Annotated in this window: 15 protein-coding genes and 1 tRNA gene; 7 read left to right on the top strand and 9 right to left on the bottom strand. The window is 46.0% G+C overall.

Annotated features, from left to right (window positions below; all coding sequences use genetic code 11):
• Positions 1-12: 12 nt before the first annotated feature.
• The 3 genes from F7D73_RS16250 to F7D73_RS13370 form a co-directional block, all read right to left on the bottom strand.
• The gene (locus tag F7D73_RS16250) at positions 13-507 is read right to left on the bottom strand and encodes a hypothetical protein (protein ID WP_228117748.1); all 495 of its coding nucleotides are present in this window, start codon (positions 505-507) and stop codon (positions 13-15) included.
• Between the two features lie 33 nt (positions 508-540).
• Positions 541-3315, bottom strand: a complete 2775-nt coding sequence (locus F7D73_RS13365; protein WP_228117749.1) for a TonB-dependent receptor — start codon at positions 3313-3315, stop codon at positions 541-543.
• A gap of 237 nt (positions 3316-3552) precedes the next feature.
• Positions 3553-4569 (bottom strand): FecR family protein, encoded by a 1017-nt coding sequence (locus F7D73_RS13370; RefSeq protein WP_153125437.1) that lies wholly within the window; start codon positions 4567-4569, stop codon positions 3553-3555.
• 128 nt (positions 4570-4697) lie between these two features.
• Between F7D73_RS13370 and F7D73_RS13375 the strand changes: the two genes are divergently transcribed.
• Entirely contained in the window at positions 4698-5267 is a 570-nt protein-coding gene (locus F7D73_RS13375) for an RNA polymerase sigma-70 factor (protein WP_153125439.1), read from the top strand.
• 665 nt (positions 5268-5932) lie between these two features.
• The gene (locus F7D73_RS13380; RefSeq protein ID WP_153125440.1) at positions 5933-8071 is read left to right on the top strand and encodes a M3 family metallopeptidase; all 2139 of its coding nucleotides are present in this window, start codon (positions 5933-5935) and stop codon (positions 8069-8071) included.
• Positions 8072-8149: 78 nt separating this feature from the next.
• On the opposite strand, the gene F7D73_RS13385 is transcribed toward F7D73_RS13380, so the two are convergent.
• Together F7D73_RS13385 and F7D73_RS13390 are read right to left on the bottom strand one after the other, a co-directional pair.
• Positions 8150-8650 (bottom strand): DUF255 domain-containing protein, encoded by a 501-nt coding sequence (locus F7D73_RS13385; protein ID WP_153125443.1) that lies wholly within the window; start codon positions 8648-8650, stop codon positions 8150-8152.
• A 104-nt stretch (positions 8651-8754) separates the two neighbouring features.
• Positions 8755-9423: a SprT-like domain-containing protein gene (locus tag F7D73_RS13390; protein ID WP_153125445.1), complete on the bottom strand. Its 669-nt coding sequence runs from the start codon at positions 9421-9423 to the stop codon at positions 8755-8757.
• Between the two features lie 139 nt (positions 9424-9562).
• Here F7D73_RS13390 and F7D73_RS13395 point away from each other — a divergent pair, with 139 nt between their 5' ends.
• The 5 genes from F7D73_RS13395 to F7D73_RS13415 all read left to right on the top strand — a co-directional run bounded on the left by F7D73_RS13395 (position 9563) and on the right by F7D73_RS13415 (position 14230).
• Entirely contained in the window at positions 9563-10963 is a 1401-nt protein-coding gene (locus F7D73_RS13395) for an ABC transporter ATP-binding protein (protein ID WP_153125447.1), read from the top strand.
• 24 nt (positions 10964-10987) lie between these two features.
• Positions 10988-11773: an ABC transporter permease gene (locus tag F7D73_RS13400; RefSeq protein WP_153125449.1), complete on the top strand. Its 786-nt coding sequence runs from the start codon at positions 10988-10990 to the stop codon at positions 11771-11773.
• Positions 11774-11796: 23 nt separating this feature from the next.
• On the top strand, positions 11797-12591 hold the full coding sequence (locus tag F7D73_RS13405; RefSeq protein WP_153125584.1) for an ABC transporter permease: 795 nt from the start codon (positions 11797-11799) through the stop codon (positions 12589-12591).
• A 90-nt stretch (positions 12592-12681) separates the two neighbouring features.
• Positions 12682-13992, top strand: coding sequence for an ABC transporter substrate-binding protein (locus tag F7D73_RS13410; protein ID WP_153125586.1), 1311 nt, complete (start codon positions 12682-12684; stop codon positions 13990-13992).
• 156 nt (positions 13993-14148) lie between these two features.
• Positions 14149-14230, top strand: a tRNA-Tyr gene (locus tag F7D73_RS13415).
• A gap of 112 nt (positions 14231-14342) precedes the next feature.
• Here F7D73_RS13415 and F7D73_RS13420 read toward each other — a convergent pair.
• From F7D73_RS13420 to F7D73_RS13435, 4 genes are all read right to left on the bottom strand, one after another.
• Positions 14343-15902, bottom strand: coding sequence for a PQQ-binding-like beta-propeller repeat protein (locus F7D73_RS13420; protein WP_153125451.1), 1560 nt, complete (start codon positions 15900-15902; stop codon positions 14343-14345).
• A 125-nt stretch (positions 15903-16027) separates the two neighbouring features.
• Positions 16028-17236, bottom strand: a complete 1209-nt coding sequence (locus F7D73_RS13425) for a GDP-L-fucose synthase family protein (protein ID WP_153125453.1) — start codon at positions 17234-17236, stop codon at positions 16028-16030.
• 2 nt (positions 17237-17238) lie between these two features.
• Positions 17239-18351, bottom strand: coding sequence for a GDP-mannose 4,6-dehydratase (gene gmd / locus F7D73_RS13430; protein ID WP_153125455.1), 1113 nt, complete (start codon positions 18349-18351; stop codon positions 17239-17241).
• Between the two features lie 185 nt (positions 18352-18536).
• On the bottom strand, positions 18537-20105 hold the full coding sequence (locus tag F7D73_RS13435) for an ATP-dependent DNA helicase (RefSeq protein WP_153125457.1): 1569 nt from the start codon (positions 20103-20105) through the stop codon (positions 18537-18539).
• Positions 20106-20175: the final 70 nt, after the last annotated feature.

The raw sequence follows: 20175 nt of genomic DNA on the forward strand, positions 1-20175 counted from the left end.
GTCGTTTAAATGTTACAATGATAAGTTCAAGCCGAGAGTGAATATTCTAGGCACTGGATATGTTGAATAATCTATGCCCTGCAGCAAAGAGCTAGGGGTACTTCCATCAAAGTTAGTGCCCACCTCTGGATTGCCATACTTGTACTTGCTAAATACAAGAGGCTGCTGGATGCTTGCATATACTCTCAGCGAGTTGACAAACTTAATGGTATTCTTTGGCAAAGTGTATCCCAAAGTGATGTTCTTTATCATGAAATAACTGCCATCCTTTACAAATCTGGAGTGGAACTGGTCACGTTCTCTACCTGTACCACCTGTTGTCTTACCATATTTTCCGGCACCAGGATTTTCCGGTGAACGCCATCTGTCCTTCACTTCCTTCAAGACGTTGAACAAACCGTCCAGGTTGGTCATACCCTGTTCCATTGGAGTGGCAATCTTGTTGCCATAGGAACCTGTTGCCAGGATTGACAAGTCAAAATTCTTATAGTAGAATGTATTGGTCAATCCATATGTGAACTTTGGTAATGGATTTCCTATTTATGTTTTGTCACCACCCACTTCATCGTAGGTAATCACCTTGTCACCGTTTACATCACGGAACTTAATGGTACCCACCTCTGAATCCACGGCTTTAGGTGAGTTGTCATAATCTGTCTGATCCTTATAAACTCCATCCTGTATCATGCCATAGAATTGACCGATACGTCCTCCCACTTTTGTTATGGTGGAAACGAAACCAGTATAAGCAACCAATTGGTCTGATAGTCCAGACAATGCCAATACCTTGTTGTCGCTGAAGGAGATGTTGAAATTGGTATCCCATCTGAATTCTCCTGTCAGATTATGGGAGTTGATACTGAACTCATGTCCCCAAAATCTCAGCTTTCCGACATTGCCCATGAAGTTGGAAAAACCGGATTCTCTTGGTACAGAGAGGGAATAAAGCAAATCTCTTGTTGTCTTATTGTAATAGTCGTAAGTGAAAGTGATACGATTATTCCAAACAGAGAGATCCACTCCAAAGTCTGCCTCAGTAGTCTTTTCCCATCCTAATTCCACATTTCCCAAGTTAGTTACACGAATGCCACTGGCAACGTTAGAGCCAAAGACCGCAATTGAATTGGAGATTACATTATACTGAGTATAGTTGCCGATATTATTGTTACCGGTTACTCCATAGCTGGCACGGATCTTGAACATGGATAACCAATCCAATGACTTCATAAATTTCTCTTCGTTGACCAGCCAACCTGCAGATATAGCCGGGAAATTACCCCAACGATTCTCTTTGCCGAATCGGGATGAGCCATCACGACGGATACTGGCACTCAAGAGATATTTTTCCTTATAATTATAGTTGATGCGTCCCAGGAAAGAAACCATGCTCCACTCCTGAATATCTTGAGTTGGATTGTTCTTGACCAAGGCAGCATCGATGGTCTGAACTCTGTCGTCTGCGAAATTGCTTCCACTTATTGCACTATAATCGCTTCTGAATCTCTGGACAGTGAAACCTCCTAAAATATCCAGCTTATGATTTCCGAATGTCTTGGTGTAAGAGGCTGTATTTTCCCACAACCAGGAGTAATATCTGTTGTTGGCATCAAATAGGTTGGCATTGATGGCACTAGGTGCCGCAGCAAAAGCTCTACCTGCAGTGGACGGCTGGAATGTGAAATGATATTCAGATCCGATATCAGTACCCAATGATGTCTTGAGCAACATGCCTTCAATAGGCTTTACCTCCAAGGAAGTATTGGCGAGAAGTCGCTTGATAGTGCGACGATTCTTGATATCCCTGATGGAACGTACCCAGTTAGGAGTATCTACGGAAGTGATACCCGGGGTTGTCACAGAAATAGGATAATTGCCGTTTTCATCTTGATACTTCAAGATAGGAGATGTAATGGCGGCATTAGCCAAAAGACCACTACCACTGAAGAATGCACCATCCGTAGATGGTCGGTTCTCAAAACTATAGGTTGGGGCTACACTAAATGTAAGTTTCACCTTTTTGTTGATATTGAATTCTGAATTTGAACGGATGGAAAAACGATTGTAATCTGAGTTCAGTACAATACCATCTTGATTGAAGTATCCTAATACCAATGATGTAGAAAAACGTTCAGATCCCCCGCGTATGGCAACATTGTAATCCTGGATGACCGCATTGCGCAACATAGCATCATACCAATCGGTACCCTTACCATATTGGGCAGGATTCTGATATACCTCAGGTACAGCCACACCTAAATCTTCATAAGATTCTTTCTTGAACTGTGCCCATTCTTCACCATTCATCATGTCAGGTCGTCCCTTCTGAGGAACACTCTGAATACCCATATAGGCATTGACATCCACATTCACCTTTCCGGTTTTTCCTTTCTTGGTAGTAATCATAACCACACCAAAGGCGGCGCGTGAACCATAAAGTGCTGTAGCTGAAGCATCTTTCAAAATAGACATTGATTCGATTTCATTAGGGTTGATGTTGTTGATATCACCTACAATAGGAAATCCATCAACCACATATAAAGGAGTTGCACCTGTAGAAAGAGAGGCTGCTCCGCGAATCTTGATGCTCATTCCCTGTCCAGGAACACCTGTCCCCTGACTAACCTGCACGCCTGCCAGCTTACCTTGTATTTTCTGTGAGAATTGTCCTGCCGGAATATCGCTTAAATCGTCAAAATCAATGGTTCCGATAGATCCCGTGATATCTCGCTTGGTCTGAGTACCATAGGCCATCACCACGACATCATTAATCTGCTTGACGTTTTCCACCAGGGAAACATGGATTTGCTTTTGCCCTCTTACAGCTACTTCTTTAGTAGTGTAACCGATATAGGATATGATAATCTTGGCATTTTCAGAAGCATCCAGGCTGAAATTGCCATCCAGGTCTGTTATAGCACCAGCACCCTTAACGCCTTCCACTTGTATGGTTGCACCAATAATAGGCTCACCTTCTATATCTGTTACCTTACCCGTAATTTTTGTTTTCTTCGTAGAGCCAACGTTATCAGGAGTAGCAGTTCTATTATTCTTTTGGTCCTTTATACTTAAGACTATTGTCTTGTCGATGATCTTATAAGAAACGTTGGTTCCGTCAAACAATCGTTTTAAAACAGAAGTGAGATTCTCATTTTTAGCCTTGATAGACACCATTCTGCTTAGATTAACCTGATTATTATAGAAAAACTTATAACCGGTTTGTGATTCAATAAGCGTCATCACTTGGTGAACCGTAGATGATTTTCCATCAACATGTACTTTTTGGGCTATGGCCGGAACCACATACAATACGTTCATTAGCCAAAAAAGCATAAAAAACGTTACACAGTGACTAAAAGTCATTTTTTTAAATTGAAATTCCATAATTTTGCATTGGTTTAGAAATAAAACATTCATTTGCTTCGTGCAAATGATGATTGCACAAACTGATGCAGGATGATATGGCAGTATCATTCTGCATTTTCTTTTCTGGTTTCATGGAGATTCTTCGTTCATATTACTTTGTTTTTAAATGAATTATTAGTTGTTTATTGATCAATATACTTCTATCAGTTGACGTCCTTGAGAAATATCCGGATTCTTTATATACTTGAATCTGATATCGGATGATAACTCCAGGATTTCCAAAATGCGATCCAGAGGTTGTTTTTCCAAGGTTCCAGTGAAGGCATTGGAATATACCTTTTTGTTCTTTACCTTGAAAGCTATGTCATATCTCTTGGACAGAGTATTGAGTACTTCTTCTATGGAGGTATTTCTGAAAATGAGTTTTCCGGAAGTCCACGACATAGCTACTTCTACATCCGTTTTCTCTACGTTCACAGACTTGCTGAAATCGGAATAAACGACTTTCTCACCAGGAACAATCTTTTGTTCACAATCCTTTTGCATCTTATTCTTGTACTGCATAGCGATACTTCCTTCCTGCAAGGTGGCAGTTATAGTAGGGGCCTCTGGATAGGCTTCTACATTGAATTTGGTACCATATACCTTGATAGCTGTAGCATTTGGGGTAGAAACAATAAAAGGATGCTCAGCATCTTTCGTAACAGAGAAATAAGCTTCTCCCTGCAAGCTAAGTCTTCTTTCTTTGCCAACAAACTCTGCGGGGTATGTCAATACAGAGTTGGAATTCAAGGTAACCTCAGTTCCATCAGGCAATGTAGCCTCTGTAGTCATACCTGGATTAGTGCGGATGGTCAGCATGCTTGGTGTTTTGGCATGATTGTTCATCATAAATTGAGCAATAACCACTATCAAGAGAGGAACTACCATGATGGCAGCTACTCTTTCCATGTAATGCAGTAACTTCCTTATCTTAGCCTTGTGCATCTTGTTATGAGTAGCTTCCAATGCCTGTTCTACATCAATATCTTTCATGACATAGAGAGAATCTGTGTCACGAAACAGAGCCATTTCCGTTTCATATATTTCACGGTGGCTTTCATCTTCTGCCAGCCAGCTTTCTACCATAGCGGATTCTGCTTGGTTGGTTTTCCCATCTATATACCGAGGCAGGAGTTTTTCTATGTTGTTTTCTTGTTTATTCATTTTATCGCTTTTTTATAAGTATGACAGTTTAAAATCAAGTGTTCCTAAACAAAAACCTTTTTTTTTTGCATTTTTTTTTGGATTTACATCAAAATACGTTAACTTTGCCCCCAAAAATCTCATTCTGCATGGAAAATCTAATAAATTTTGATGACTCTGATTTGTTATCTCTATTGAAAGAAGGTAACATGGAGGCTTTTAATACTCTATTCAAAAAGTATTATCAGCCACTGTGCGCCTATGCACATAGATACGTTGGGCATGAAGATTTGGAGGAGATTGTTCAGGACCTGTTCTTATGGTTGTGGAATAACCATGATGATCTTGATATTCACACCTCTTTATCTTCATACCTTTTCCGTGCCACTCATGCTCGCTGTCTCAATAAAATTGCTAAAAATGAGGTTAAACAGCGTATTGAAACCATCTATTGGAAAAATTATACAGGCAATGATACCATTGAGTATTATCAAATCGAAGAATTGACGAATCGTATTCATGAAGCCATTAACCGTTTGCCTGAGAGTTATCGTGAAGCCTTCGTTATGCACCGTTTCAATGACAAGAGCTACAAGGAGATTGCAGAGAGTTTGAATGTTTCAACCAAGACCATTGACTATCGAATCCAGAAAGCGCTTAAGCAGCTTAGAGAGGATTTAAAGGATTATCTCCCACTTATTACATTTCTTCTAGTTTAATATCGCTTACTCCATACACTCCATCATAGCCATCAGTATATCAGCCTATCAGATACTGCACAACACTTGGGCTACAAGTGCACAACACCTGATGTGCATCCGCACAACAGCTGATATGCAAGCGCACAACAGCTGTTGTGCGGTTTATGAAAGCAACAGTTCCAAAGACAGACATTATATCTTCCAACAACTACCATTATATACTCCGACAACTTCTCATATTGTTTTCCATCGCTTATCCTATTACTTACGACCGCTTATCCTATTACTTACAACAACTTAACCTATTACTTACAACAACCTACGATACTTGCCGGAATTAATCTGCCTACTTGCCACCGTGTGGCATTAGGTGACATTAGGTGGCAACAGAAACAAGCCTTATTGCCACACTTAAACATCTAAATATCAAACTATTATTTCGCAGTGTGGTAATAGTGGCATTAATTGAGAGAAAACAAATTCTCCAAACCGTATTAAAAACCACTATTTCGAAAACAGAACAGATACACCAATAAATAAAAAAGCTTAAATCAAGCAGCAAACAATCTGATATTCAATTATTCTTAGTACCTTTGCATTTGAAACCAACGTTTCAGAAACAGCAGTTTCGAAAACAGTAGTTTCAAGAAACAACAGGAAATCAATACTAAAAATAATAAATAATGAATTTCAACAAGACATTTCTTACACTCGGTTTGGCTGCAACACTCTTGCAGATGCCAACCTCATCGTTTGCCCAGAATGCAGGCGGCAAGCGTCAGAACCCTCTCCTGGTAAAGAGCAGCCTTCCTTTCGGCGCTCCTGATTTCAGCAAGATTCAGGAGAGCGACTATCTCCCTGCCTTCGAAGCAGGTATCAAGGAACAGCGTGCCAACATCCAGAAGATTATCAGCAACAAGAAGAAGCCAACCTTCCAGAACACCATCCTCGCTTACGAGAACAGCGGTAGGTTGCTGGATCGTGTTTCCAATGTATTCTTCGGTCTTACCAGCGCACACAAGACTCCTGGAATCGCTGAGGCCCAGAAGAAGGTGATGCCTTTGCTCACCGACCTCGACAACGAGATTTCATTCAATCAGAAACTCTTCGAACGTATCAAATACGTTTACGACCATGAGTTCAACAAGCTCAAGGGCGAGGACAAGCGACTCACCGAAGTTATCTACAAGGGCTTCGTTCGCTCAGGTGCCCTGCTCTCTCCAGAGAAGATGGAGCGCATGAAGCAGATCAACACCCGCATCTCAGACCTCCAGGAGCAGTTTGGTAATCTTCTTCCTGCAGCTACCAACAACGCCGTGGTTTGGGTGAACAGCAAGGAAGAACTTGCCGGACTCAGCGACGCCGACATCGCACAGTGCAAGAAAGACGCAGAAAGCCTGGGCAACAAGGCTCCATACTGCATCGTCATCGTGAACACTACCCAGCAGGCTATCCTCACCAATCTCCAGAACCGTGAGCTCCGCCGCAAGGTTTATATGGCAAGCATCCACCGTGCCGATGGTACCGACCCTAAGTTCAACACCTTCCCTATCGTAACCGAGATTGCCAAGCTCCGTGCCGAGAAGGGACAGTTGATGGGCTACAGCACCTATGCCGATTATTCACTGGAGAAGACGATGGCAAAGACTGCCAAGAACGTAAACAACTTCCTGCTGAGCCTCATCAAGGAATACGCTCCTAAGGCAGATGCCGAGACCCGCGAAATCGAAGCTTACGCACAGAAGAGCGAGGGCAAGGACTTCAAGCTCCAGCCATACGACCGCTTCTACTATTCTGCCAAGATGAAGAAGGAGATGCTCAATATCTCTGACGATGAAATCAAGCCTTACTTCAATGTGGATAGCGTTCAGATAAACGGTGTATTCTATGCTGCTCATCGCGTATATGGCCTGAACTTCAAACAGCGCAAGGATATTCCTACCTATCACCCGGACATGAAGGTATTCGAGGTAAGCGACAAGAACGGCAAGCCTATCGCCCTTTTCTATAGCGACTACTTCCGCCGTCCTACCAAGCGTGGCGGTGCCTGGATGAGTGCTTTTGCCAAGCAGAGCGACAAGTGGGGACAGTTGCCTATTATATATAATGTATGCAACAACGCCAAGGCTCCAGAGGGTCAGCCTACGCTGATTACATGGGATGAGGTTTGTACCCTTTTCCATGAGTTCGGTCACGCCCTCCACGGCATGTTGTCAAAGTGCGGCTACAATACACTTTCAGGAACAGCCGTGGCTCGCGACTTCGTGGAGATGCCTTCTCAGTTTAACGAGTCGTTCGCCAGCATCCCTGAAATCTTCGACCACTATGCCCGTCATACACAGACCGGAGCAGCCATGCCAGCCGACCTGAAGGAGCGCATGCTGAAGAGCATCAACTTCCAGACAGCCTATTCGCTGGGTGAGAACCTGGCAGCTACCTGCCTCGACCTGGCTTGGCACGAGTTGACACCAGATGAGATTCCTTCTCCATACATGGCAGGCGCCTTCGAGAAGGAAGCCCTAAACAATGTAGGTTTGCTCAATTCGCAGATTCCTCCTCGCTACAGCACCACCTATTTCAACCATGTATGGGGCGGCGGTTATGCAGCAGGTTACTACAGCTATCTCTGGACAGAGGTGCTCGCCGTGAATGTGGCAGATTACTTTGCCAAGCATGGTGCTTTGGATCCAGCCGTGGGTCAGGCATTCCGTGATAAGGTTCTGAGCCGTGGTAACACCAAGGACCAGATGGAAATGTTCACCGACTTCACCGGCATGAAGCAGCCAGATGCTTCCGAATTGTTGAAAGCAAGAGGAATGTAAGACAAGAAAATCATATAAGAAAAAAGCGTCTCCCTGAGAAATCAGGAGGACGCTTTTTCTTTTATAAGACTTTATCAACTATTTTACCGCCTTAGGAGTCCAGTTCTTCAAGAAGCGGAGAACCTTCTTCTCATCATAGCCTTTGCCTTCTTCCAGGAAGCTGGAGTCCTGGATATGGAGAACAGTTCCCTTCTCATCCAAAACCACGAAGACAGGGAAACCGAAACGCTGAGGATTGTTCAGGCACTTCATCAATGACTCTGCCTTCTTCAAAGCCTCAGCACCCGCAGCTTTGCGAGGATTGTAATTCACGTGGATGTACTCGAAGTTATCATTCACCACCTTGTTTACCGCAGTATCCTTCTCTACGAAATCGGCAAACTTCAAGCACCAAGGGCACCAGTTGCCACCCACCTGACAAATCACGAACTTGCCGTCAGCCTTCGCCTTGACCAAGGCCTCATCAATCTGAGTCATCGGATCAATGCTCTCATTATACACTTTCTTCAATGCTCCCTGAGCATGCGCCATCACAACAACCATGGTCATCATGAAGGCAAGAGTTACGAGTCTTCTCATACGAAATACTAATTATTGTTTCTCTAAATTATTGTTTCTCTATTATTGTTCTAATTCATCCTTTCGTTTGATCTCTTTAAAAGGGGCAACACTCCAGGAAGGAATCAACCCATGTCAAACGGAGTTAATACATTCCTGAGCTTTTCGAAATCAGCCTTCGTGATGCGCCTGCCCCGAAGACTGCGCACCTGCGGGAAATCAGCGAAATAAGACTCCTGCGTAGTGTACCAGTTATGCGAACTTAACTCACTGACCGTCAAAAGCTGGCGCTCCAGGCTGCGGGCGAACCTGGGACTTACCCTAGAAAGGAAATGCTTGCCATCCTTCAGTTCTACAGCCAGAATCAGATAGGTCTGAGGTCCTGCAGCCTTCTTCCTAGCCACCACATTCTCGCTCACCTTCCAGCCTTTGGTAGAAGTCATCACCCGAATATCCCAACCGTGTTTACGATTCAGACTGTCCATCATGCCCCGGAACACGACACCATGAGGAGCCGTATCCTTCAGTCCCGTATAACCGATGATATAATGTATCATCTCATGCAGAAGCACACTCTTTGCCTGCTTGTCGGTCATATCATAATAGGTAGACATGGAGAGTTTGAAATCGTAAAGCTTGGTACGTCCCCATCGGGAAGAACGCTTGAAGGCAAGTTGTCCCAACCGGGTCTTGGCACGAGTCAGTCCCAGCTCCGGCAACGGCAGTTTACCCCCGAAATATTCCTGGTCAAAACGTTTGAACCACTCCTCCATCCAGTCTATAGTTACTATCATATCTGTATATTTACCGTATATTTATTCAGACGAATCGTCTACATATTACAAAACGAGTGCAAAGATACATTTTTTTCCGGAAAAACATACATATTTATTAGAAAATGAGTAACTTTGCAGCCAAATTTTAAAACGAGAAATGAATAAAACAGCACAGCACATCATTGACATACAGAATGTGTCTAAAAGATTTGGCGAGAAAGTAGCCCTCAACGACATCAACCTCTTTGTGAGAAAGGGCGAATTCGTGACCATTCTCGGTCCTTCGGGATGCGGAAAAACTACTCTCCTGAGACTTCTGGCTGGATTCGAGACAGCCACAGAGGGCGTCATCACCATAGCAGGGAATGATATTACCAACCTGCCACCCTACAAACGCAACGTGAACACGGTGTTCCAGAAATATGCCCTGTTTCCTCACCTCAATGTATTTGACAACATCGCTTTCGGCTTGAAACTCAAGAACACGCCGAAGGACCAGATCATGCCTAAGGTGAAGCGTGCCTTGAAAATGGTGAACATGAGCGATTACGAATACCGCGACGTCAACTCGCTTTCGGGTGGACAGCAGCAGCGCATTGCCATCGCCCGTGCCATCGTGAACGAGCCGGAAGTACTCCTGCTCGATGAACCACTTGCTGCACTCGACCTGAAGATGCGCAAGGACATGCAACTGGAACTGAAGGAAATGCACGAGCGACTGGGCATTACCTTCATCTACGTAACCCACGACCAGGAAGAAGCCCTGACCCTGAGCGACACCATCGTGGTGATGAGCGAGGGAGAGATTCAGCAGATAGGAACACCTACCGATATCTACAACGAGCCAGCCAACTCTTTTGTGGCAGACTTCATCGGCGAGAGCAACATCTTCTGCGGAACGATGGTCCACGATTGTCTGGTCAAGGTGGCAGGAGCAGAGATTCCTTGTGTAGACAAGGGATTCGGCTGCAACCAGGAAGTGGATGTAGTGATCAGACCGGAAGACATCGAAGTTTCTACCGATACGGAGCACGCCCAGTTTGTGGGTAAGATTACCTCTTCCATCTTCAAGGGCGTGCACTACGAGATGCTTGCCGAGAGCGACAAGGGCTGCGAGTTCCTGATTCAGAACTACAAGCATTTCGAGGTGGGACAGACCATCGGCATGAGCGTGATTCCCGACAACATCCACATCATGAAGAAGGAGCGCACCACGAACACCTTCCAGGCGAAGGTGAACGGCGACGGAACCATCGAGTTCATGGGCTGCGAATACCAGATAGCGATTCCTGAAGAGAAGAGTAAGATTCATACCGATGAAGAAGGCAAGGAAGTGATCAATGTGACCGTGGATTTCGGCAAGATTGAGCTTTTCGACAACGAGAGCGAAGGAACCTTTACCGGTGACATCTGCTTCATTCTCTACAAAGGCGACCATTATCACCTGACGATAGACACCGACTGGGGCGAGAAGCTCTACGTAGACACTCTGGATGTCTGGGATTTGGGCGACCACGTGGCAATCACCATTCCAAAGGAAAACATTTCGTTTGAATAAAAATTATTAATTATCAATTATAAATTGAACATTATCAAGTTTATCTCTTCGCGACAAAGCTGGTCAATACCGTACGCCATCTTTGCGGCAATATTCGTGGTGCTGCCGTTGATTCTCATCGTAGTGTTCGCATTTACCGATGAGAACGGGAGTCTGACGCTCTACAATTTCCAGAAATTCCTGGCGCACCCGGAAGCCATCAATACCTTCGTGTATTCTATCGGCATTGCCTTTCTCAACACCCTGCTCTGCATTCTGTTGGGTTATCCGGCTGCCTATATTCTGACCCAGACCAAGATGAAATACGCCAACACCATCGTGATGCTCTTCATCCTGCCGATGTGGGTGAACATCCTGGTGCGCACACTTGCCACCGTGGCACTCTTCGATTTCGCCGACTTCCCGTTGGGCGAAGGCGCCCTCCTGTTTGGTATGGTCTACAACTTCATCCCATTCATGATTTATCCTATCTATAATACGCTGCAGAAGATGGACCGCAGCTATATAGAGGCAGCCGAAGACCTGGGCGCATCGCCTTGGCAACAGTTCATCAAAGTCATCCTTCCCCTCTCCATGCCGGGCGTGGCTAGTGGCATTCTGATGGTTTTCATGCCCACCATCTCCACCTTTGCCATTTCGGAACTGCTGACGATGAACAACATCAAGCTCTTCGGAACAACCATCCAGGAAAACATCAACAATTCGATGTGGAACTATGGTGCAGCACTCTCGCTCATCATGCTCTTCCTCATCGGCGCATCAACATTGATTGCCGGTGACGGCAGCAAGCAGGAAGGAGGTATCAGATGATGCAAACAATATTCAGCAAGGAAATGATGAAGAAAGTATTCTGCCAGGGCTATCTGTGGCTGCTCCTGCTGCTGCTCTATTCCCCTATTCTCATCATCGTCATCTTCTCGTTTACCGAGGCAAGGGTGATGGGCAACTGGACCGGCTTCTCCCTGCAGCTCTACAAGAATCTCTTCGTAGAGGGAACTCACCATTCGTTGACAGCGGCACTCGTCAATACGATTAGCATCGCGCTGATTACCGCCACCGTTTCAACCCTCTTCGGAACCCTCACCGCCATCGGAATCTATAATCTGCGGAACCGTTATGCGAGAAACGCCATCCAGTTTGTGAACAACATTCCGATATTGAACGGCGACATCATCATCGGTATTTCGCTCTTCCTGCTCTTCATCACGCTGGGCATTCCTCAGGGCTATACTACGGTGGTCATCTCTCACATCACCTTCTGTCTGCCCTACGTCATTCTGAGCGTAATGCCAAGATTGAAACAGATGAATCCGAACCTCTATGAGGCGGCGCTCGATTTGGGAGCTTCACCGATGCAGGCATTGCGCAAGGTGATTATTCCGGAAATATTGCCGGGAATGATTTCGGGCTTCATGCTCGCCATCACCATGAGTATCGACGATTTCGCCGTCACCATCTTCACCATCGGCAACGAAGGTCTGGAGACGCTCTCCACCTTTATCTATGCAGATGCGAGAAAGGGAGGACTGACGCCGGAACTCCGTCCGCTGAGTACGATTATCTTCGTGCTGGTGCTCGTGATGCTGATTATCATCAATCGTCGTTCAGAAAAAAACAAGAAGAAATAAAAAATGAAGAACAAGATATTTTTGGGAGTTAAAGGAGTTAAGAGAGTTAAAGGAGTCAAGACAATAGCTTTTCTTTTCCTGAGCCTGCTGATGATTCTGCAGCTCTCTTCCTGCTACAACAAGGAGAACAGAGAGGAGATTCTGAAGGTTTACAACTGGGGAGACTACATTGACGAGGATATTCTTGCAGAATTCCCGAAATGGTATGAGGAACAGACCGGAAAGAAGATCCGGGTCATCTACCAGACCTTCGACATCAATGAGGTGATGCTGACCAAGATTGAGCGCGGTCATGAAGACTACGACGTGGTGTGTCCGTCGGAATACATCATCGAGCGAATGCTCCGCAAGGACCTTCTGCTGCCCATCGACACGGCGTTCGGCAAGACTCCGAACTATCTGAAGAACGTGTCGCCCTACATCGTGGAGCAGATTGATGCAACTTCCAATCACGGTCGCATCGCCCACAACTATGCCGTTCCCTATATGTGGGGAACCTGCGGAATCTTATATAATAAGGTACACGTACCGCAGAAGGACGCACAGACCTGGGGCACGCTCTGGAACAGAAAGTATCGTGGCAAGTTGCTGATGAAGGATTCCTACCGCGATTCCTACGGCACGGCTCTGATCTGGGAACACCGCAAAGACCTGGCTGCAGGCAAGGTAACCGTTCCGGAACTGATGAACGATTATTCGCCAAAGGCTATTGCCATCGTAGAAAGACAGCTGAAGGCGCTGAAGCCCAACATCGAGGGATGGGAGGCAGACTTCGGCAAGGAGACGATGACCAAGGGAAAGGCTTACCTGAACATGACCTGGAGCGGTGATGCTGTATGGGCGATAGAGGAAGCCGGAAACGTGGGTGTTGATTTGGGTTATGAAGTGCCGAAGGAAGGCAGCAACGTATGGTTTGACGGTTGGGTGATTCCGAAATACTCCCGCAATCCGAAGGCAGCCTCCTACTTCATCAACTATCTCTGCCAGGAAGACGTGGCACTTGCCAACATGGAGACCACGGGTTATGTGAGCAGCGTGGCTGGCAGGAAGGTGCTGGAAGCGATGAGCGACAAGGAAGCTTATCCTGAGACCGTGAACCTGGCTTACTTCTTTGGAGAGGAAGGCAGAAAGGCGCACCTGAACCCAATCATGTATCCGGACAGCACAGTGGTGGCAAGATGCGCCATGATTCATGATGCTGGCGATCATACTCCAGAAGTTTTGGACATGTGGTCGAAGGTAAAGGGCGACAACCTGGGTGGCGGAATCGTCATCTTCCTCTTAGCCGTAGTCCTTGCCCTGACCGTCTTCGTAGCCATCAAGAAATATGAGCACTACAAGCACAGAAGATTGTCAAGAAAGCATCGCAGAAGACACGTTATTAAAGTGAAGAACGAATAGTGAAGAGTGGAGAATTCTCTTTTTTTATGGATTAAAGCTGGGAAAGCAAGGGAAAATTGAACTTTTTTGAAGAAAAACAGAAAAAAGTTGCAGAAAAATTTGGTGGAATGAAAAAAAAGTACTACCTTTGCACTCGCTTTTAAGAACAAAGCGTTTGGGTAGTTACCAGAGTGGCCAAATGGGGCAGACTGTAAATCTGCTGGCTATGCCTTCGGTGGTTCGAATCCATCACTACCCACTTTTCCCAAAATAACTCAAAAAAATTTAAGAGTCCGGTTTTCGAAAGAGAATCGGATTTTTTCGTTTTAATATATCCACATGATTTCAGTAATAAGAGGGCACTAGGCACCTTACAGCCTAAAGACTGTAAGGTGATCATCATATACAGCTAGCACATTTCTGCCCTTGAGCAGGGCGGCTACAGGCTTGCCTTTCAGTTTTCCGATAGAGGAACCATCGGGATGAATCAGCCTAAAGTTGGATTTGTCATCCCTGTTTTGTATGCAAAGCACATCATCCAAACGGAAACAAACGGAGAAAGTCTCGTAGAGATCATAAGATTCAAGAATGTCCAACTTGTCATTGAAGACAAAAAGCTTGTTGGTACTGGTCTGCATCGGGCACACCTTGTCGAATGCCTCCACTAAAGTCAGCTTTGGTGCAAGTCCATGAAACGCATAGAATGGTTTTCTCAACACCATAGTAAAAGCCCCATTGGCTCTGCGATCCCAATCTTTGCTGATGACAGCAGAATCAGCAAATGACAGATATACAGCCTTGTCGGAACCAGCAAGGAAGACACCACTCTCCGTGAGCATTCCGTCGTTCATGATATGTTTCTTGTCGTATAAAGGAAACATCTTCTCCCTATCTCCCGTCTGTGCATCAAAAGAAGCCAAGAAAGGCTTGCCACACTTCACCGTACCTCTCATAAGACTGTTGCCATAACCGTAATTGAGCATCAATATCTTGCCATCCCTAAGCAGAAGATGAGCCGTAGAAGCCTCCTTGTCCTGGAAATCATACTTCCAGCGTGTTTGCAAACTGTCCGCTCCCAAACAATAGAGGCTTTTTCTATCACTAATATACAAGTTAGAGCCCACCTGAAGGATATTGGAAGTCAAGCCCGTAATGATATATGGATTAAGATTATAATAATAGTAATAAAAAGGAGAATTAAATCCGATGGTGACTGCCGCAGACAAGACATTGGTCAATGCCAAAGCCATCATGCCCTTGGAATCATGGATGCCAGTCACAGCCTTCACTTTCTTGATTTCACCCGAATGGATGTTGATTTCGTTGATGTCATCACCCACAACCACCAGGTGAGTGGAATCCACCATGCAAGCATCTTTCCATCCCACGTTCTTGGTCATCGGAATCTCGGCATCCCACAACAGCATTCCTGTACTCAGGCGATAAGCGTATGTCTTGCTGCCTCCCACTTTCTCAAGTCCCACCACGATATCCAAGCTATCATTGAAATAGACAGGATAAAGATACTGCGTCCATAGCGACTGGCCCGTCTTGGTATCAGACAAGGTCAAGAGTGACTTGCCTGTACTTTTCAGAGTGGAGGAAAGCAGCACTCCCTCGGAACAGACGCCATAGAGTTTTGACAAAGAAAGTTTCAGCGACTTTTGCCATTGCACTTCCAGGGTATTGGCATCTAGTGAATAGAGATAGCCAGTATCGGTATTTTTTCCTTTTTTAGTGGTATCACAAGCGAAGACGATGAGCGTACTATCGCAATTGTAGGCCTGGAGAATGCGCTTGTGCAAATCTATTGACTTGCCACAGATGGGGGCACCTTCATCCATATCCGCAACTTGGACTGATTCTACAGTCGTCTGCGCTGACATCCCTATCGAGAAGATCAACTGCAAGAATAAAATAATCTTTTTCATATTTATGTTAGCCTTAATTCCGCAACACTATTATAAATCAAACTTCTTAAGTAACTGGGTGGGCAAGTTACAAAAGAAGAGCAGCGATCCGTCCGTCGCTACTCTTCCCTATCCATATTTTGTATTTAGTCTTTCAAACTATTCTTATACCACTCGAAGAGCTTCTGTACACCATCCTCGATTTCTACCTTGTGAGTCCAGCCGAGACTGTGGAGCTTATCTACTGAGATGAGCTTTCTTGGGGTTCCATCTGGCTTGCTGGCGTCAAACTCAACCTCACCTTCGAAACCTACTGCCTTTACTACAAGCTCTGAAAGCTCACGGATGGTAAGTTCCTTACCGGTTCCCACGTTGATGTGGCAGTTGCGAATCTCACCGAGAGATGGGATAGCACCACCTCTACCTTCAGAATTATTTCTATCCACAGCACCATCCACCTTGGCACCATAGAATACAGAACTGTATTTCTCAATGCCGATGATGTCCTTGAAATCCACATTCAGGAGCACATGAACACTGGCGTCAGCCATATCCTCGCTCCAGAGGAACTCACGCAAAGGCTTGCCGGTTCCCCAAAGCACCACCTTGTTGTCGTAGATTCCGTAGAACTCCAGCGCCTTCAGAATGCGCTCGTGAGAGTTGCTGCCGTCCACATTACCCTCGCCGATAATGGCGCGAAGCTTGTCAGTAGGGTTGATAGGACGCTTGTTCATATCTACCTCAATACTGTGCCAGTCGCCGTCATGGATGAGCTTGGCAAGATAAATCTTGCGCATCATCGCAGGCATTACGTGACTGTTCTCCAGGTGGAAATTATCATTCGGACCATAGAGGTTGGTTGGCATTACTGCGATATAGTTGGTTCCATACTGAAGGTTGTAGCTCTCGCACATCTTCAGTCCGGCAATCTTGGCAATGGCGTATTCCTCGTTGGTGTATTCCAAAGGAGAAGTAAGGAGCACGTCCTCCTTCATAGGCTGCGGTGCATTCTTTGGATAGATGCAGGTAGAGCCCAGGAAGAGGAGTTTCTTCACGCCATGAGAATAGGCATTGCTGATCACGTTGCACTGCATCTTCATGTTCTGCATGATGAAGTCGGCACGATAGAGCGAATTTGCCATGATTCCGCCCACGAAGGCAGCAGCCAGAACCACTGCATCTGGCTTCTCCTCATCAAAGAACTTCTCTACTGCATACTGGTCGGTCAAGTCGAGTTCTTTATGAGAACGACCCACCAGGTTATGATAGCCTCTCTTCTCGAGGTTATTCCAGATAGCAGACCCCACAAGTCCGTGGTGTCCTGCTATATAAATCTTTGAATTCTTATCCAACATAATTACTTAACAATTCCCTTTTCCAAGTATTCCACGAGATTGCAGCGAACCTTCTCGCCAGCATCCTCGGCAGCTACCTTCGCCATATCGCTCTCTACCATGATCTTGACGAGATCCTCGAAAGATGTGGTGTTAGGATTCCAGTTGAGCTTAGCCTTAGCCTTTGTTGGGTCACCCCAAAGGTTCACCACGTCGGTAGGACGATAGAAGTCAGGAGAAACCTCAACGAGTGTCTTACCGATGAGTTCCTCAGGACCCTCAACGCAGATACCCTTCTCGTTCTCATTCTTACCTTCCCACTTCAGTTCGATTCCAACATAGTGGAAAGCTAGCTGGGCGAACTCACGGACAGAGTGCTGCTTACCGGTAGCAATGACGAAATCCTCCGGCTTCTCTGCCTGGAGAATCAGCCACATGCATTCTACGTAATCCTTAGCATACCCCCAGTCGCGGAGAGAATCCAGGTTACCGAGATAGAGCTTGCTCTGCTTGCCCTGCTTGATACGGGCTGCAGCCAGCGTAATCTTGCGGGTAACGAAAGTCTCGCCACGGCGCTCACTCTCATGGTTGAAGAGAATACCTGAGCAGCAGAACATGTTGTAAGCCTCACGATATTCCCTGACAATCCAGAAGCCATACTGCTTGGCAACAGCGTAAGGAGAATAAGGGTGGAACGGAGTGTTCTCGTTCTGTGGGACCTCTTCTACCTTACCGTAAAGCTCGGAGGTAGAAGCCTGATACATGCGGCAGGTTTCTGACAAACCACACTGGCGGATAGCCTCCAGGATGCGGAGAACGCCCGTTGCGTCTACATCGGCAGTAAACTCCGGAGAGTCGAAACTTACCTGTACATGGCTCTGTGCCGCAAGGTTGTAAACCTCTGTAGGTTTCACCTTGTTCATCACCTGGATGATACTCATGGAGTCACCGAGGTCGGCATAATGAAGATGGAAATTTGGGGTACCTTCCAGATGAGCGATGCGCTCGCGATAGTCGGTAGATGAACGTCGGATAGTTCCGTGAACATCATACCCCTTACTCAGCAGCAACTCTGCCAAATAAGAGCCATCCTGACCTGTAATACCCGTGATTAAAGCTACTTTTCTTTTTTCCATTTATTTTTTATATATGATAAATTAATAAATTTCTTATACCTTTGCATAAAAACCCCACACGCCCTTTCATGGCGTGCGGAACACACTTCATATTTATCCGGATGCAAAAGTACGATTTTTTTTTCAAACCATCAAACATTCTGATGTTTATTTGCCGAAATCGCTGATATTGAACCAATTTGAAACTAAGAAGTAACGGTTTGCGTCTCCGGCCAGTTGACCAGATACAACTTCTCGGTGGCACGGGTGAAGGCGGTGTAGAGCCAGTGGATATAATCGGGCGTGAGCATGTCGTCCGTCATGTAACCCTGATCCACATAAACATGCGCCCACTGTCCGCCCTGCGCCTTATGGCAGGTCACGGCATAGGCAAACTTCACCTGCAGGGCATTGAAGAACTGGTCCTGGCGAATCGCCTTCATCCTATCCGCCTTGAGCGGAATGTCCTGATAATCTTCTTCTATCTGACGGAAGAGCTGCTCCTGCTGCTCATGGGTCAAGGCTGGCGCCTCGCTCGTCAAAGTATCCAGCAGAACCGTTGCCTCCAACTCGTAATTGTCATAATCGGGGAACTGCAGCAGAAGCGTGGCGAAATGGAAACCGTAAAGGTCGATGCGGCGACGAACCCGCAAGACCTTGGCACGGTCGCCATTCGCAAGGAAAGCAGGAAGTTCTTTACTTTGAACTTCTTTACTTTGAACTTTGAACTTGGAACTTTGAACTTTATGATTAGCCAAGCAATTGAATTGGCTTTCCCTTCGGCCGCCGAACGCTGTTTCTTCACTCTTCACTCTTCGTTCTTCACTTAATTTTTTCCTCTCCTCTTCCATCCAGTAATAATTGTTTTTCACAATCATGAGGATGTCGCCCTGCGAAAGTTCCTCATCCCTGTCAAGCACCATATTGCGAATGCCCTGGTTGAAGATGTTGGCACGCTTGTTACTGCGAGTCACGACGATGGTGTCGTCCAGCCCCACATGATGATAACTGTCGGCAAGCGCCTCTATGAGTTCGGCTCCAGGCATCTGCTGGATATCGGAGAATCCGGAGAAATGGATTTTCGGAAGCTGCGTAATGTCATCGTGCGTAATCATCTGACGAATCATCGTGGCATTATACAGAATGCCCGACTTCTCACTCTGACGGAGCACCTCGTTCAAATCGCATTCATAAACCGACAAACCGTAGCCTTCGAGCATGGCAGCATGAAGGGCTGGCGATTCCTCCTCGCCGACAGGTGGCAACTGCGCCTTGTCGCCAATCAGCATCAGGCGGTCGTTATGACCCTGATAAACGAAATGAACCAGATCATCCAGCAGACAGCCACTTCCGAAAGTGGTTCCACCCAGTCCCAGATTGGAAATCATCGAAGCCTCATCCACCATGAAGAGCGTATCCGTATAGAGATTGTCGTTGAGATTGAACTGGCCGTCAACGCCCGAAAATGCTTTCTCGCGATAGATGCGGCGATGGATGGTAAAGGCAGGCGAACCGCTGCTCAGGGAGAAGACCTTGGCAGCCCTGCCCGTAGGAGCCAGGAGCATCACCTTCTGACCGATGGCCTTCATCGTGCGGACGATGGCACCCGAAAGCGAAGTCTTACCCGTACCCGCACTACCCCGCAATATCATCACAGCATGAGGATTGCGATCGGTCATGAAGCGGGCGAAGACATCCAGCGCATTCGCCTGTTCGGGAGTTGGCGGAAAGCCAAACTGCTCCAATATCTTATATTTTAGTTCATCTACAATCATGAATGTACAATTTATAATTAATATTTAATAATTTCAACACCAAATATTTTGTGTTGTCTCGGTTTTGCAG

Source organism: Segatella copri (assembly GCF_009494395.1).
Classification (GTDB): domain Bacteria; phylum Bacteroidota; class Bacteroidia; order Bacteroidales; family Bacteroidaceae; genus Prevotella.